This is a genomic window from Streptomyces sp. 3-6, assembly GCF_056323165.1.
The window spans coordinates 11,688-28,012 of record NZ_JBWHZP010000017.1 but is presented as its reverse complement, the minus strand read 5'-3'; the positions used below and the strand labels follow the sequence as shown (position 1 = coordinate 28,012).

Here is a 16,325-nt window from a genome sequence, read left to right as displayed (position 1 = left end):
GCCGGCATCAGGGTGACCGGCGCCAGCGGTCGCGGAGGATGCCTCGACTCCGATCGGCTTCCTGAGCCGCTGCCAGCTGTGCCTGTGTCTCGCTGAGCCGTGTCTGGAGGTCGGTGATGCGTAGCCAGGCGTTGTGCTCGTGCTCCGCTATGCGCCGTGCCGCCTGCTGCTCGGCCTCGTCCACGCGCCGACGGGCCGCCTGGACCGTCCTGTCACGCTGCTCGAGAGCCGCTTCGGCATCCCTCAATCGGGTTTCCAGCTCCATGACACGCAGCCGGGCGCCCTGTCGGTACTCCTCCCGCGCGGAGCGTGCGGCGTTCACCTGCTCGGTGAGGGCCGCTTCGGTCTGCTGCGCCCGGTCGATCAGCTCGGCGATCAGCGCCTGGGCGGCTCGTTCGCGTTCGGCGGCGGCCTCACGGGTCTGGCTCAGCTGCTGTTCGAGCTGCGCGATGCGGGTCTCAGCACCTTCCCGGTATTCACGCAACCGCCGTTCGAGGGCACCGGCCCTCTCCCGTTGTTCCTGTGCCGACCGTGCGGCCTCCTCGGCCCTCTCCGCTCTGTTCAGCAGCGCTCTGCGGGCATCGTGGTGCTGTGCCTTCAGTCGCGCGGCTTGCTCCTCCGCAGCGGCTCGGACACGCCGCTCCCGCCGGAGCATCAGGACGTCCATGCGGGCGAGCAATACCTCTTCCCACGCACCGATTTGCTGCTCGGCGGCGGCTCGGACGGCTGCGACCCGTTCGTCGGCGGCGCTCCGTTCCTCGCCCAGCCGTCGCTCGTATGCGCGGTGCGCGGAGGCACGTCGGGCCTCGCATGCGGCGTGGTCGCCGGTGGTGGGCGGCTCGCCGGCATTCGGCCGCCGGACGGCGGGGTCGGACGGAGCGGAAGCCGGTCCGGGGCGCTCCGCTGCCTTCCGGTTGGGCGCCGTGGTCACGGTGGAGCCGTCGTCGTCCCCGGCTGCGGTGTCCGCCGTCAGAGCTGCGCGTGCGGCCTTGAACTCCCGTAGCGTATCGCTGATGGCGAGGCGTGCTCGCGCGTCCACGAGCGGGGTCGCGGCGAGGTACCGCCGGGGTGTCTCTCCCGCCAGCCTGTCCGCGGGCGACTCGAAGAAGTGCTCCGGCCGAAGGCCCCGCGCCCTGACCGCGGTGAAGATGTCGACGAGTGTCTCGAGGGCCAGGACGACGGGGCGGTCCAGAGTCCCCCGGTGCCGCGCGGCCCGGGCCACGGAGGCGGCGGCCGACGGGCCGAGGAGGATGGACAGTTGCAGCTGCCCGAGAGCAAGTAGAGCGTACTCGGCGCGCCAGGCCACTCCGCCGCCGAGCGGGGGCTCCCTGAGTGCCGTGGCCTTGTCCCAGTCGGCAGTGGTCTGCGCGGGGCCGGTGGTGTCCCCGTCCGTGTCGCCGCGGTCGACGGGCGGGGCGGCCACCGGCATGTCCCTCACCGTTTCGAGTTCCGCACCCCTGCCCGAGGGACCCGCCTCGGGGCCCGCCGGAACCAGCTCGGGACTGCGGAACTCGGCCTCCTGCGCGTCCGTGACCCCAGTCGCGACAGGCGCGGTGCCCTCGACAGCGAGGAACTCCCGCAGGGCGTCCCGCACGGCCAGGCGCGACTCCCTGTTCACCAAGGGGCGGCGCAGGAGGTAGTCGCGGGGCGTCACACCCACGAGCACCTCGGCGGGGCGATCGAAGAAGTCACCCGGCCGCCCTCCTACGGCCACCAGGGCGTCGAGGACGCGACGCAGCACTTCGAGTGCCGTCATCACGGGCCGCGACAGGCGTGTGCTGCCGCTGACGCGCGTGGCCGGCTCGCCCGCCGGTTCTCCCAGAAATGCCGTGAGGTCGTTGTCGCCCAGTCCGGCCCGAGCAAAGTCGACGAGCCATGAGATCTGGTCGACGGGCGCCTCTGCCAGGCGGCAGGCCCGGCCCCAGTCGGCGTCGACGGCCTGTTGCTCCACCGGAGGACGGGCCCCGGGCCGCGCGCACGGCGACTCCGGGACGTTCGTCGCGGTGGAGGTCTGCGGTGACGGTGATTCCTGCGGTTCCCGCGGGTGCCACTGTTCCTGCGGTGCTTGCCGTTCCTGCGTCCCGGACTCTGTGTCCAGCAGCTCCTCCACCTCGACGGCCCCCGCCGCGGGTCGGTCGTCCGCCGACCGCACCAGTCTCTCCCGGGCCAGGCGTTCGGCCCTCGCCCGACGCAGGGCCAACCGAGCCCGGGCCGTCCGGGCGGCGCGGGTGGCCCGGGCGATCCGCGCGGCCTTCTTGGCCTCGGCCGCGCGGACCGCCTCACGCTCCGCCCTCGCGCAGGCGGCGTCCAGACCGACAAGGCCCGCCTCACGCAGCCGCACTCTCAGCGCGGGCTTCGCCTTGCTCTCGATTTGCCGGATGCGCTCCCTGGTCACGCCGAACTCACGACCGAGGTCGTCCAGCGTCGAGGGTTCGTCCCCGTCGAGGCCGAGACGCCGTACCAGGATGCGTGCCTCCCGCTCGGGGAACGTGGCCACGAGGTTCAGTACGTCGTCCACGTACAGGGCACCGATCACCTGCTGCTCCACTGACGGTGCGACGTGGGTCTCTGCCACGAAGTCGGCCAGGGTCGCCCCGTCGCCGATGACACGGTCCAGGGAGTCGGTGCGACGGGTGAGGCGTCGGATCTCGCGCACCTTCTGCAAGGTCATGTCACACCGCACGGCAACCTCGGCGTCGCCCGCCCGGCGCCCTTCGGACAGCAGTTCACGCTCGGCCTTGGCCACCTTCCGCATCTGCTCATGCATGTGCACGGGGATCCGGATCAGCGCGCCCTCATCGGCGATGCCGCGACTGATGGACTGCCTGATCCACCAGGTCGCGTACGTGGAGAACTTGAAGCCCTTGGTGGGATCGAACTTCCGGACAGCCCGGAGCAGACCGAGGTAGCCGTGCTGGAGGAGGTCCTCGTAGTCGAGCCCCTGGTCGAGGTGGGACCGCACCAGGGAGTGGACGAGTCGCTGATTGTGCTCCACGAGGCAGGTGCGTGCCCGCATCCTGAGGTCGTCCGCCGGGAGGGCCTTCAACTCGTCCTCGGTCGGCTCCTGTGCGATGCGGTCCGGCCCGCCCCGCAGGAGCACGGCCAGGCCCACCTCAGCCTGCGCGCTCAGCAGCCGCCTTCCGGAGCCACGCACCCGTCGGTCGGTTTCCAGCACTGTGTGTGCTGCGGCCACCGCTTCCGCGAGGTTGTCCCAGTCCACGAGGTCGGTGGCCCCGTCGCCTTGCGGTACGGGGCCGTTGCCCTCGTAGCCGGCCGAGTTCGGGGGATCGGAGGCCTGTGGGTCCTGGGCATCACCGGCTGGTGAGACGTCGGTTTCGGGGCCGGTCGGACCGTCGGCGTGTCCGTCGGGCGCGGACGGGTGCGGTTCCAGGGCGGAGACCGATGCGTCGGTACCCGGATCTCCTCGGGCGGTACGCACCGGCGTGGTCGCCCGTAGATGTGCGGCTTCGAGCTGGTTGAGTCCCGCCAGCCGAACCACGCCCTCCACGACGCGTGACGTCACGCGACCCTCGTCATCGGCGTACCGGGCCAGCAGCGCACGGAGCGGGCCCAGCCAGGGGAACACACTTTCCCCGCCATCCCCTGCAACCTTTTCACCATCAGGGTTGTCGGTTTCTGCATGCATGTGTGTTTCCTCCACGGGCAGCCCCATCCGGGCCAGCTCGTGACGCAGCCGCTCGCGTTCGGCTTCCCCCAGCGCAAGGCTCCGCACGCCCTCGTTGAAGGCGGCTTCCGGCACTACGCCGTCCATGGCCGCCCTCCGCAGTCGGACCAGCAAGTCACCGAGCGCCGTACGCAACCCCGAGGCCCCGGAGCCGTCCACACATCCACGCGCCACGCCTCTCCCTCCCACCCCTTCGCGAGCCAACGTAGAGGGCATGCGTTGATAATGTCAACGAGTATGTAACTACGCACTGAGCGGCTTTCGTGTACCTTGGTCGTGCCGCTGATCGCCCCGGTCGTGACGGGTGGATCCGGCGACGCATGAGGACGTTCCGTCCACCCGGGCCCGACAGGTCGCGGAACGCGCATGACGCTCCCTGTCCCGCGACCACGGTCCTCGACATCCCTGTCGCCCTGGGCCGGGCCCATGTCCCGAGGCGACGTCACCGGACCTCTACGCATGCACTCGCAGGATCCGAACAGCGGTCACCGACCGCTCCCCGTGTCCGTCACCCCCATCCCGACCACTTCCCCCACGGCAAGCCACACAGGAGCAGCGATGGACAACGAGATCCAGCTCATCAGCGACGGCGACGGACTGGCGGCCATCGGGAACCCGACGGACGTGGACCGCTTCCTCACCTCGGAAGGTCTGCCGTCGAAGGACCTCGGACTGCAGCGACTGACGTCCGGGTTCGGCACCGGCGCCGCCTTCGCGCAGGTGGGCTCGGACTTCGTCACCGAGTCCGGACGCTGGGTGAAGCTGACCAAGGAGTCCGCGGAGCGTGTCCGGAAGTTCGGGCTGATGGAAGGCAAGTCGCCAGGCGTCACCCATGCGATGGTGGGGAGGCCCGGATCGATCAAGAACTGGCTCCAGGTCGACAAGGGGGCCGGCTCCTTCCTGACCAACCCTGCGCGGCTGGCCGGCGCCGCAGGGCTCATGGCCCAGCTCGCGATGCAGCAGACGATGGACGAGATCACCGACTATCTCGCCACGATCGACGCGAAGGTCGACGACGTGCTCCGCGCCCAGAAGGACGCCGCGTTGTCCCGCATGATCGGGATGGACCTCGTGATCGAGGAGACCATGACCATTCGGGAGCGGGTGGGCGGAGTCTGCGAGGTCACCTGGTCCAAGGTGCAGACCGCGCCCACCACGGTCGGGGAGACCCAGGTGTACGCATTGCGTCAACTCGACCACCTCGCCGACGCCTTGGACAACACAACCAAGATCGGTGACCTCGCCGCGACGGTCAGAGAGATGGAGCCCAGAGTTCGGGAGTGGTTGGCTGTACTGGCCCGCTGCTTCCAACTGCAGGACGCGATCTCCGTACTCGAACTCGACCGGGTGCTGGCCACTCATCCCGATCAGCTGGACCGACATCACCTCGGCCTCCGGGCTGCCCGGCAGAACCGGCTGAATCTCATCTCGCGCAGCACCGAGCACCTGGTGACACGGATGAACGCGGCCGCCGAGGCGGCCAACGCGAAGGTGTTGCTGCATCCGGCCCAGTCCCCTGCTGTGGTTCAGTCGAGCAACCAGGTGGTGACCGGCGTCCATGACTTCCACGCACGACTCGGGATCGAGTCCGGTCGCCGGTCATCGCAGGCCAGGCGATGGGTGGAAGCCGCAACCGAGGTGAGGACCAAGGCTCTCCGAACCGGAGTGAAGGGCGTCAGTACGGCGAGGAATCTCAGCACCGAGAGCCTCGACCGGGCCAACTCGGCCAGGATCAGGATCTCCAGCGAGATCGCCGAGCGAGCACGCCGCCTGCGCGGGGACGACAAGGGGCCCGACGCGAGCAATGGATGAGCATCGACCGGGCACACGTCACGAGCGGTCGAGTCACCGACCGTGCTCCACACGACCGGCCTTCATCACCGTGCGGCTCCCACCAGGCCCGCGAAGCGCCCCCGCCAGGACCAGGCGTCGCGCTCAGCGACCTGCGCACCCTGGGCCTGGGACCGGCGGTCGGATCGACGCCCGTTCGCCGTCGGCCGTCATCGCTCGACGTACGCCACGTACCGCAGCCGACTGCGCACCTTTGCTACGCAAAGCGGCCCATAACTCTCCCCTTGTCGTCTATTGTTGCGCTTCCAGTGAAGGAAACGTGAAGATTCTCGTCACTTCGTTCATGCGGCGGGGGCACACAGGACGCGCCGTCGCCCTGCTCCTCGTTCACTCGGCTCTGCACAAAGTCCCGGTTCCCCCGGGCGAGGGTGAGGAATGACCACGGAGACACATCCGGACAGGGTGGTGGCGGCACGTCACCTGGAAGACGCGGCGCGAGCCCCCGCATTCGCCCCACGCGCCGATGAACTGCGCTTACTGGCACGGGCCCTGGACTCCACCGACGCGGACGCCCTCGATGCCTGGGCCGATCTGGACCTGATGAGCCACTTCGGGCGGCCCGACAGCATCGCCGAGCCCGGGGAGTCCCGCCGAGGGGCCCGCCTCGACTCGGGACTGGACTGGGTGCTGGGAGCGTTGGTCTTCCTGCCCCTGCTCTTCACCTGGTTCGGCCTGTGGCAGGCGTCGAGTGCGTACGGAGCACTCACCGGCGACGACCCCGAAGCCGCCGGGCGCCCCTTCCTGCAACTGTGGCAGTCCGGGTTCGACGGGCACCTGAGCGAGGCGTATCGCTTCGGTCACGTGGCCGTGGGCGGGTGCCTGGCACTGGTGATGCTGGTCGTCCTCACGGCCGTGCACGGTTACCGGCGCACCAGCGCGGACCGTCGCGAGGAGCAGGCACGTGACCGTGCCACGGCAGCCCTGTCCCGGCTGGTACCCGTTCTGACGCACGCTCAGCTTGCGCTGAACGAGCACCGGTTCGCCTCCCCGCAGCGTTTCGCCGCAGAGCTGAACTCGGCGGCCGGACGACTGCAGCGGCTGCACACCGAGGCCATCACGACCCAGGAGGCGCTCAGTCGGGCCGCTGAGTTGGTCAACAAGGCTGCCGACAAGGCGGAGCAGCGTCTCTCCCAGGTCGAGCAGTACGTGCGGCCGATCGAGAACGTGGTGCTGCGGATCGAGGAGACCGTCCGGGAGAGCGGCACGTCCGTCCAGGCCGCTGTCCAGGGACTGGACGGTCCACTGACCCGGGCGGGCCGGCAACTGGCCGATGCCGTGAGTGGGCAGACCGGTGTGCTGGACAAGGCATTGGTGGAGCTGAAGGCGGCGGGTGACGACATGCGCGACGTGCTGTTCCGTGCCGCCGACCGGCTGGAGACGGCGGTCGGTGACAACGGCAACCATGTTCGCGGTGCCCTGTCCGACGCGGCGCAGCAGGTCGAGGAATCGCTGACCGTTCTTGCCGCCTCGCAACGTGCCTTCACCACCGGCGTCGAGGGGGTGGCGGATCTCAACGGCCGCTTGCTCGACGACCTCAACACAGCGGCCCACCGGACGGGCGAGGCCGCCGAGGCTTCACGGGCAGCCCTGATCGGTGTCGAAGCGCGCAGCCGTGCCGTTCAGCAGACGACGGACCGCTTCGTCGCCGTCGCCGACGTCCTGGAACGGGCCCTCCGGGAGACGGAAGCCGCACGGACCCAGGCGGAGAGGGCACGCGCGGGTGCCGAGGCTGCCCAGCGGCGCGCGGAGAGCGAGCTGCGACAGGCCGGTACGCTGCCTGCCGGGATCGGAACGGAACAGTGAGCGCGCTGAAGAGGCGCTACCGCTTCGCACCTCTTCACCTGGCAGGTTGGCTCTTCGCCGACATGCTGCTCGTCCTCGCCCTGGTGTCCATGGGAGACCGTGGTGATCCGCTGGCCGCGCGAGCCGCGACCGACCCCACCACGTCGGCGGATGCCACACCGTCCTCCGAGCCCAGTCCGACACCGACCGGACCTCGGTCGGTGGCACGCAAGCCGGTGAGGATCCATCTGACCGCAGCTCCCGGCGACAACCAGCGGATGGTGCAGCAACTCCGTGCCTCCACCGCCACGTACCGGGGACGTGAAGCCGCCTTCGTGCTGACCTTCGGGCAGGCCTCGGAACCCGGTGAGGGTCAGGCTTACGCACGGGAGGTGAACGAGGCCCTGCGAAAAGCGCGGCCCGACATGTTCACCGACGCGAGGACACGGGACTTCTGGGCCGGTGGCTCCTCGGGCGCGGCCGACCTGGAGATCTACTTCTACACCCGTTGACGGCCCCGCCGTTGTCAGAACTCAGGAGAACCCATTCCATGCAGCTTCTTCCCTTCTACATGGTGTGCGACGAGTCCGGTTCCATGGCCGGCGGCGGTGTGGGCGCCATCAACACGGCGTTGCCCGAACTGCACCAGGAGATCAGCACCAACCCGAGTGTCGCGGACAAGACCCGCTTCGCTCTCATCGGCTTCTCCACGAAGGCCTCCGTGCTGCAGCCGCTCGCCGATCTGAGCGAACTGACGCAGCTTCCCTCCCTGTCAGCGGGTGGGGTGACATCGTTCGGTGCCGCTTTTCGGCTGCTGAAGGACACCATCGAACAGGACGTCGCCGCGCTGAAGGCGCAGGGCCACGAGGTGTACCGTCCGGTGGTCTTCTTCCTCTCCGACGGCATCCCCACGGACGAGGGCTGGCGCACCGCGCTCAAGGAGCTGAACGCCTTCCGCTACGCGCCGAAGATCATCGCCTTCGGCATCAGCGACGCCGACGCGGCGACCATCACCGAAGTCGCCAACTTCAAGGCGTTCATCCAGCAGAACGACTCCATCTCACCGGCCGTGGCACTGCGCGAATTCGCTTCGAGCCTCACCCGGTCCATCGTCAGTTCGGCCACCAGTATGGCCGCCCAGGGCGGGGAAGGCTTCCAGCTCCAGGTGGACGAGCAGGTTCCCGGATTCACCAGCCTCTCCCTGGACAAGCTGTGAACGGCCCGATGCCGTACGGAGGAGCCCACGGGCCGGACGAGGTAGACGAGGCAATGCGGGGTCCCGGGACCCACGTCGACCGGGAGAATCTCGACGCGCACTTCGAGGGCCTGCCGGACGGCGTCGTGGTCCACGGTGCGCGCGTTCCCGGGCCGGCAGGTCCGCCTCAGCAGACTGTGCCCCCGGCTGTGGAGCGCCCGGTGCCCTCCCCCACGTCACCGGGAGACGCTCGGCTGCCGCGTGGGGTCCCGGTACACGTCGGCGTGCGCCCGCCGAGCTATCCGCCCCACCCCCTGCAGTGCCCCTCCGTCCGGGACGGTGACGTCTTCGCGGCCTTCACACCGTCGGTGCTGCTCGACGGGGCTCAGGTCGGACGGCTGACGGTACGCGCGGCGTCCCTGCGCGGGGACTCCCACAACTGGGAGGGCAGCTGCCGTCAGGACGCCATGACGGTGGCGCGCATCGGGCCACCCGAGGCGGAGTTGCTGCTGCTGGCGGTCGCCGACGGAGTCGGCTCTGCACCGAGGTCGCACATCGGCTCGTACCGCGTCACACGCCAGGCGGCCGTTCACCTGGACAGGGAAGCTGCGAGCATCCACGCGTCCTTGAACGCACGGGACGAGGGTGAACTCCGGGTGATCGCCAACAAGGCGATCGCAGGGGCGGTCGGCGAGCTGCGGCTGGGCCCTGAGCATGCCACCACCCTGCACGTCCTGCTGGTCCCGACCGACTCCCGCATCCGCGAACGGGTCCTGTTCAGCGTGGGGGACGGCGGACTGTTCGTCCTGCGGGCCGGTCAGTGGCACCAGGCCGAGCCCTCGGACGACGGGACTCTGCTGGACACCCGTACCGAGGCGCTTCCCCACGCGTACCGCAGCGTCAGCGCGATGGTGGTGTCCAGCGAACCGGGGGAGGTACTCCTCCTGGGCACGGACGGCATCACCGGTCCGCTCACTCAGCGCGACCCCCACTTCGCGCGGCACCTCGCGGACGCGTGGGGCGGTTCCGCAGTACCCTCGCTCTCCGACTTCCTCTGGCAGGCCCAGACGCGGGCCAAGTCCTATGACGACGACCGAACGGTCATCTGTGTCTGGGAGGGCGCCGGGTGAGCGCCGAGGACGGCAAGGACATCACACGCTCGTCCCTCACCCTGGGGGATCGCGTCGGCAGTGGCGGGCAGGGCGACGTACACGCGGTCTTGGGCGGTCCGCTGCTGTTCAAGGAGTACAAGGGCCCCGCCGCTGTCAACGGCACGGCCCTGTCCGAGCTGGTCGGGCTGCGGCAGGGCTTGGGCCGGACGGACAGGGACCGTCTCGACGGCCTGGCAGCCTGGCCGCTGTGTCGCGTCGTCGAGGGCGGACGCACGCTCGGCTTCCTCATGCGGCACGCCCCCGCCCACATGACGTGGCGTACCGCCGCGGGGGCGACGAAACTGCTCGAACTGCAGTACTTGATCCGGCCGCCGAAGGCCGCCTGGCAGGAGGTCGTCCAGCCCGATCCGGAGCAACGCCGGGCCCTGGCCCTGGCCTGCGTCGAGGCCATCGGCTGGTTCCACGACGCCGGTCTGGTGATCGGCGACATCTCGCAGGCCAACGTCCTGTGGTCCCTCTCCCCCCGGCCCGCCGTCCACTTCCTGGACTGCGACGGCTTCCGCCGGCTGGGACGCGCGGCTGTCCAGGCTCAGGCCGGCACCCCGGACTGGAACGACCCGATGGCTCCGTCCACCGACGCGACGGTGGACACGGACGCCTACAAGACCGCTCTGGTGGCCGGACGCATCGTCGCCCAACGGCCTTACGTGCTACCCGGCCAGGCCCTGCAGTTCGTTCCCGGCTGTCTCGACGACCGGCAGGCCGACGGCGTGCGGAGGCTCTTCGAGCAGGCCGCCGGCGAGCGCGGCACGCGGCCGCGACCGGGCGAGTGGCAGACAGCGCTGAGCGATCGTGGTGTCATCACCCTGAACGCTGCCAGGCCCCGGGTCCGGCCTGCCATCGATCACACGGTTCTGGACGGGGCGCGCAACCGGACACCGATCCGGCTGCGGGGCCCGGTGCAGTAGCGGGCTCTGCCCCGGGGCCACCGACCGCCGGGGCAGAGTCCTCACCGCCTCGACGACGCGATGCATGATCCCTGGGGCCGGCGCGCGCGTCCGTCACACCGCCGCGCCACCGACCGCCACCGCCTGAACGCTGCCGACGGGCACCGACTGCTCACGTACGCCGAGGGCCGCCGCCCCGGCAGTCGGGCCGGTGCCGTTCTCATCGTTCATTCACCCGCAGTTCGGGGGAGCCGGCCACTGGTCGCTGGAGACCCGTGGGCCGCACGGAACGCGCTCCACGACATGGGCCATCGCCATGGACACCGCCGTGCGGCCCGATCGGGTGGTGACCCGGCGCGCAAGCCGGCCGGGCTGGCCGGACTGCTGTCGTTGCTCGTTCTCGGCCCTGCCGCCATGCAGGGGCCGCTTCCGTCGAACAACACCACACACGTACACGTTTTCCAGCAGACACGGCTGGCGGACGTCACGGTACTCGGACGCGGTCGGCCCGTGCCCGGCTGGCGGCCGAGCCGCCTCAACGCCCGGTACCACCAGGCCCTGCACCTCGCGCGGGCCGTCCTCGACGACGCCTCTCCGGAGCACGGGCCCGGCGGGTTGCGCACCCAGGGCTTCCTGCTGGACATGAACCGGCTGTTCGAGGATTTCGTGACGGCCGCCCTGCGTGACGCCCTGCACGGGACATACCACACCGTGCGCTTCCAGGACGGTCACCACCTCGACGAGGCCGCCGCCATCCGGCTGCGGCCGGATCTCGTGCTGTACGGGCCGGACGGCTCCCCGTGCGCCGTCGCGGACGCCAAGTACAAGACGGAGAAGCGGAACGGCTGTCCGGAGACGGACCTGTACCAGATGCTGGCGTACTGCACTGCGCTGGGACTGGGCGCGGGACACCTGGTGTACGCGAAGGGCGAAGCCCCGCACGCCGCCCATCGGGTACGCCATGCGGGCCCGGTGATCCACCAGCACGCTCTCGACCTGGAACAGGAACCCGCTGCGCTGCAAGCCGATGTCGAGGAGGTCGCGCAGCGCATGACGGTCGACTGACGCGACCTCCTACGGTCACTCCGGCTAGGACAGCTTCCACTCGCCGGTCTGGTCGGCGAAGCCCGAGTCCATGGTGAACTGCACGGTGGAGAGCTTCGCCGCCTCGGGGACCTCGAAGACGATCCAGCCGAGGCCCTGGGCACCGGGCTTGAGCTTCAGGCTGGACGCCATGGTGGGACCGGCCGTGATGTCGCCGAAGCCGGCGTCGAACTGCTGCCCCTCGCTGTCGGCGACCTGGGCGCCGTTGGACGGACTGTCGCTGTAGGCCGCCTCGCCCGTGTTGACGAGCTTGAACTGCACGCCGACCCATCGCTTGCCCGCGTCCGGCTCCAGGAACTGGTCGGCCGACTTCGCGGGGTCGGCGACCTTGACGACGGTGACGTCCATCCGGCTGCCGTTCTCCATTCCGCGCAGGGTCAGGGTGTCCCCCACTTCGGCGACCTCGGGGGCACTGTCTTCCTTCTCCTTCTCCTTCGACGTCCCCTTGGCGCTTCCCTCGTCCGCGGCGCCGCTCTTCGGCTTGTCCACAACGGTGCTTCCGGTGTCACAGGCCGTCAGAGTGAGCGCGCCGAGGGCGGCGAGAACGGCGATGGCGGTGCGGGTGCGGGCGTACATGGTCCCCCCAAGGACTGGTCTGACGGTTCACGTGGGGCCCTTGCGGAGCAACAACTCGCAAGGACTGGCGTTAACGTACTGATAGCTCGTTGACGATGTCAACAGGCTACCCGCAGTGTCATGTGGTTGTCGTGCGGGCGAGAGGAGGACTACGGAGGGTGCGGTCGGGGCGCATCGTCGCTTTCCGGGTGGGGGCGACTCCGTGCCGGTTCGCGTTCGCCTGCAGCTTCTGGGAGGGCTGCGGACCTCCGGGCCAGCCGTACGAGCAGGCGTACGCAAGACCATGCGGGGTTCCGGCAAGACAGGGTGGCCCTTGCCAGGCTGTGGGCGGACACGGGGCTGCGTCCGGAGGCCGTCGAGAAGGCCCGCGATCCACACGCCAGACCGTCCGCATCAACACCTTCCGGCGCGCGCGGCGTCCCGCTCCTGAGGCCGGCAGCGGCGTCTTCCCCTCGTCCACGCTGCGGCGCGAAGCGGCCTACTCCGAGGGGGCCGAGCGCCGGTGATCGACCAGCTCCGCGACGCGGTCGCCCGACGTCCGGTCGTCGACCGAGGCCGTCATCCGCTGTTCCGCGCCGGGCGGGTCCTGCTCACCCGCTCCGTTCCTCGGGAGCGAGTGCGCCGTTGCTCAGTCCGTCCTGCGCGAGAGCGGCGATCTGTCGGCTCAGCTCCGCGATGCGGCGGGCCCGCTCCTCGAACTCCCGGAGCGCACGGAACGCCGCGCCGTACCGACGCTGCGTGGTGATGTCCATCTGTGGGATCCGCGCGCCCTTGCCGTCCAGCCGAAACGTTCCACTCGCGCTGGTCGAGCGGCGACTGTTCGCCGCACTGTGCAGGAAGCCGCGCAGGAAGTCGGTGTCGAGCTGGTCGCTCACCGAGACGGGCTCCGGGTCGGCGTTCTCGACCAGGCCGGCACGCATCAGATCGGACACGCTGACGCTGGGACCGTCCAGGGCACCCGTGCCCGCGCCGGCCGCCAGGGACGGGAGGAGTTCACCGACGCGGCGCGCGTGCTCGGCCAGTTCCCGGCTCAGTGCCCCGTACTCGGCGACGTAGTCGCGGTGGTACTCCTCGACGTGGCGGCTCGGGGTCAGGTCCACCAGATCGTCCAGCAGGTCGATCTGCGCCACGTCCCGGGTCTGTTCGGGCCTCGGCTCAAGCGGCCCGTCCGGCTCATTGCTGGTGAGGTCGACCATGCGGACGGTGCCGGTCGTGTCGTCGGGCGTGCGCGGCCGGCGCAGGTGCCACAGGTGGACCGGGAGCGCGTGCGCGGCGGCGGTGCCGGGCGCCAGTGCGGTCACCTGGGTGAGGATCCCCCGGCGGACGAGTTCGGCACGGATGCGTCGCCCCGCCTTGCGGTACGCCACCGACGCGGGCATGACCATGATGACGTGGCCGCCGGGCGCGGTGTGCGCGTAGGCGTGCTGGAGCCAGGCCAGCTCTCCCTCGGCCCGCGACGGGGTGCCCAGCTCCCAGCGGGGGTCGAGCAGCAGTTCCTCCCTGCCCCAGTCGGAGTCGCTGACCGGCGGGTCGCACACGACCAGGTCGGCCCGACAGTCCGGCCACCGGTCGGACCGGAGGGAATCGCCGTGGGCGACTTCCAGGTGGGCGGGTTCCGCGAGCCGGGCCCGCCACTGGGCCAGCCGTGCGCTGCGGGCGTCCACCTCCTGGCCGTAGCGTCGGGCGGACTTCCCGGCGCCGACGGTGAGCAGGAGCGTGCCCAGGCCGCACGCGGGGTCGAAGATCACCGTCGCGCCCTTGGCGACGTCGGCCGCCGCCCGGCGGACCGCACGGACCACGCGAGGCGACGTGACCTGGTCCGACCCGGCACGCCGCACCGACTCCGTGAACCGCTCGACCAGGTCGTTCACCACCTCGGCCGGGCCGCCCGCCGCCGCCATGCGACCCGCCAGCTCGACCGCCTGACCGGGGAGTGCGGGCGGCGTCCCCTCGTCAGGAGCGGCGAGCACCTGGGCGAGGTCGGCGAGCCCGCTGAGGATGTCGTCGCCGTAGGCGCCGCGCAGTACCTGCCACAGCTGGACCTCGTCGGTGACGTCCTGGCCCTTGCGCTGCTTGTCCAGCCAGTCCTGGACCTCGGCGAGGTCGTAGAGGGGACTGTTCGCTCCGCCTCCGGCGGGTGCCGGGAAGTCGTCGTACCGCCGTCGCCAGTTCGACACGGCAGCACGCGTGACACCCGCGATGCGGGCGATCTCGGAGCCGGTCACCAACGGGTTCGTTGAACTGGCAGGGGTCTTGGCCATACCGGTAAAGGTACACACGTCACTGTTCGGCGACAATAAAGGGCCGGTGTTGACGACGTCAACGAACGCCGGCCCCGGATCGACCGTCCTGCTCCGCGGAGAGGGACAGGGTACAAGGCCGTCGGCCGCGTGACTCCAGCAGCCGGCACCACCGGACCGGAAGCCGCCAACTGGGCTGCCCTCGTCCGTACTTGACGGATGGCCAGGTCGTCTCGGGCCGAGCCGCCCGAGGGTCAGGTTCGTTCGACGGACGGCCGGGGCGCGGTGAGCCTGGGCGAACACCCTGGTCTGCTCAGGGCGGAGCGATCCGGGGCCGTCCACGCGAGTGGTCATGCTTCCTCCCCGCCCCTGCAACTCCCGGCGTCCCGGCGCGCGGACCTCACCTCCGGTCCGGCCGAACCCTCACACCGGCAGCGCGTGCAGCTCCGTGCCGTGCAGGGCGAAGACGCGCTTGCCGTCGGTGGCCACCAGCCAGGCGTGGTGGTCGCCGGTCCCGTCGTTGAACGTCCAGCGCACGTCGCCGGTCTTCGCGTCCATGGCGATGATGCCGCCCTGCTTGTCCAGGTCGGTGGCGCCGTAGAGGGTGTCGCCCGCCCTGACGTACTGGCGCGGCACCTGCAGCCCCGCCGACGCGAGGGCCGTGGACGTCCAGAGCTGCTTGCCGGTCCGCGGGTCGAGGGCGCGCACCGTCCTGGCGCTGTCGGCGATGTAGAGCACGTCCTCCACGACGGACGGCTCCTTGAAGAGAGCCGCCTCCGACGTCTCCAGGGACCACTTCTCCTTGCCGTCGGAGAGGGTGAACGCCTGGAGGGTGCGGCCCTGCGGGACGATCACCAACTCCTCGTGGACGGCGAAGAAGCCGTAGTTCGTCTTCGTCGTCTTCTGCGTCCACACCTGGCTGCCGGTGGCGGTGTCGCGCACCGTGAGGTTCTTCTTGAAGTCGGTGTAGACGAGGTGGCGTCCGCGGACGGCGGCGTGGATGCCGTTCTGCATCGTGCCCAGGTCGCGCTGCTCCTTCCAGGCGACCTTGCCGGTGGTGCTGTCCAGGGCGGCGATGACGTTGGTCTTCGAGGAGCCGTCGTCCTCGAGGACCTCGGCGACGACGTACACCTGCCCGTCGTCCACCGCGATCGGCCGGGGCTGCCGGTAACCCTCCCCCAGGCGGCTGCGCCAGGTCTCCTTGCCGGTGGCCGGGTCGTATCCGGTGACGGTGCCGTCGTAGGTGTTGGCGGCCAGGTACAGGGTGTCCTTGCCGAGCAACAGTGGTGCCCCGGGGACGGTGCCGCCCGGCAGGGACCACTTCTGGCTGCCGGTGGCGATGTCGAGGGCCGCCAGTGGGCTGCCGGAGGCGAGGACGACGCCGCCCGCGACCAGGAGTTCGTCGTTGTCCCCGAAGGTCTCGGCAGAGGTCGACTTCGTCCACAGGGGCTTCGGCGCCCGGCCGTCGGTGGCGGATCCGTCGCCGCCGTCGCCGGAGGCCTTGCCGCCGCCCTTCGGCCGGTCACCGGCGGCACGTCCCGGCTCCTCGACGTCCACGGCGTCGTCGTCGCAGCCGACCGCACCCGCGCCCAGGGCGGCCAGCACGAGACCTCCGCCGGCCAGCCGCAGCAGACGCCGGCGGGACGGGGACCTGCCGCTGCCGGGCGATCTGCCGTTCGGCGTGCTGTCTCGCATGGTCATGCGCGTACCCCCGTTGAGTCGTTGAGTCGTTGAATCGCTTGCGTCGTTTGAGTTGTTCGAGTCGTCGGAGCAGGGACGTGTGCGACCTCCGCGGAGTGAGCGGGAAGGCACCGGCCCCGCCGCGCCTCCGTG

At 70.4% G+C, this 16,325-nt stretch carries 11 protein-coding genes; 7 read left to right on the top strand and 4 right to left on the bottom strand.

Annotated features, from left to right (window positions below):
* Positions 1 to 7: 7 nt before the first annotated feature.
* Positions 8 to 3,772: a sigma-70 family RNA polymerase sigma factor gene (locus AC02VZ_RS21000; RefSeq protein WP_476476108.1), complete on the bottom strand. Its 3,765-nt coding sequence runs from the start codon at positions 3,770 to 3,772 to the stop codon at positions 8 to 10.
* A gap of 471 nt (positions 3,773 to 4,243) precedes the next feature.
* Here AC02VZ_RS21000 and AC02VZ_RS20995 point away from each other — a divergent pair, with 471 nt between their 5' ends.
* From AC02VZ_RS20995 to AC02VZ_RS20965, 7 genes are all read left to right on the top strand, one after another.
* Positions 4,244 to 5,497, top strand: coding sequence for a hypothetical protein (locus AC02VZ_RS20995; RefSeq protein ID WP_476476107.1), 1,254 nt, complete (start codon positions 4,244 to 4,246; stop codon positions 5,495 to 5,497).
* Positions 5,498 to 5,911: 414 nt separating this feature from the next.
* A complete protein-coding gene (locus AC02VZ_RS20990) occupies positions 5,912 to 7,339 on the top strand; it encodes a hypothetical protein (RefSeq protein ID WP_476476106.1) in 1,428 nt (475 codons plus the stop codon).
* Positions 7,340 to 7,401: 62 nt separating this feature from the next.
* Positions 7,402 to 7,830 carry a hypothetical protein gene (locus AC02VZ_RS20985; protein ID WP_432055402.1) on the top strand — a complete coding sequence of 143 codons (429 nt, stop codon included), beginning with the start codon at positions 7,402 to 7,404 and terminating at the stop codon, positions 7,828 to 7,830.
* A 38-nt stretch (positions 7,831 to 7,868) separates the two neighbouring features.
* Entirely contained in the window at positions 7,869 to 8,534 is a 666-nt protein-coding gene (locus tag AC02VZ_RS20980) for a vWA domain-containing protein (RefSeq protein ID WP_476476105.1), read from the top strand.
* 263 nt (positions 8,535 to 8,797) lie between these two features.
* A complete protein-coding gene (locus AC02VZ_RS20975) occupies positions 8,798 to 9,643 on the top strand; it encodes a protein phosphatase 2C domain-containing protein (RefSeq protein ID WP_476476104.1) in 846 nt (281 codons plus the stop codon).
* The gene (locus tag AC02VZ_RS20970) at positions 9,640 to 10,593 is read left to right on the top strand and encodes a hypothetical protein (RefSeq protein WP_476476103.1); all 954 of its coding nucleotides are present in this window, start codon (positions 9,640 to 9,642) and stop codon (positions 10,591 to 10,593) included. The genes AC02VZ_RS20975 and AC02VZ_RS20970 overlap by 4 nt, the downstream gene beginning before the upstream one ends.
* A gap of 60 nt (positions 10,594 to 10,653) precedes the next feature.
* Positions 10,654 to 11,637 (top strand): 5-methylcytosine restriction system specificity protein McrC, encoded by a 984-nt coding sequence (locus tag AC02VZ_RS20965; RefSeq protein WP_476476102.1) that lies wholly within the window; start codon positions 10,654 to 10,656, stop codon positions 11,635 to 11,637.
* A gap of 24 nt (positions 11,638 to 11,661) precedes the next feature.
* On the opposite strand, the gene AC02VZ_RS20960 is transcribed toward AC02VZ_RS20965, so the two are convergent.
* The 3 genes from AC02VZ_RS20960 to AC02VZ_RS20950 all read right to left on the bottom strand — a co-directional run bounded on the left by AC02VZ_RS20960 (position 11,662) and on the right by AC02VZ_RS20950 (position 16,193).
* On the bottom strand, positions 11,662 to 12,252 hold the full coding sequence (locus tag AC02VZ_RS20960) for a DUF4352 domain-containing protein (RefSeq protein WP_432055314.1): 591 nt from the start codon (positions 12,250 to 12,252) through the stop codon (positions 11,662 to 11,664).
* Positions 12,253 to 12,842: 590 nt separating this feature from the next.
* On the bottom strand, positions 12,843 to 14,513 hold the full coding sequence (locus tag AC02VZ_RS20955) for an N-6 DNA methylase (RefSeq protein WP_432055313.1): 1,671 nt from the start codon (positions 14,511 to 14,513) through the stop codon (positions 12,843 to 12,845).
* Positions 14,514 to 14,915: 402 nt separating this feature from the next.
* Positions 14,916 to 16,193, bottom strand: a complete 1,278-nt coding sequence (locus tag AC02VZ_RS20950) for a PQQ-binding-like beta-propeller repeat protein (protein WP_476476101.1) — start codon at positions 16,191 to 16,193, stop codon at positions 14,916 to 14,918.
* Positions 16,194 to 16,325: the final 132 nt, after the last annotated feature.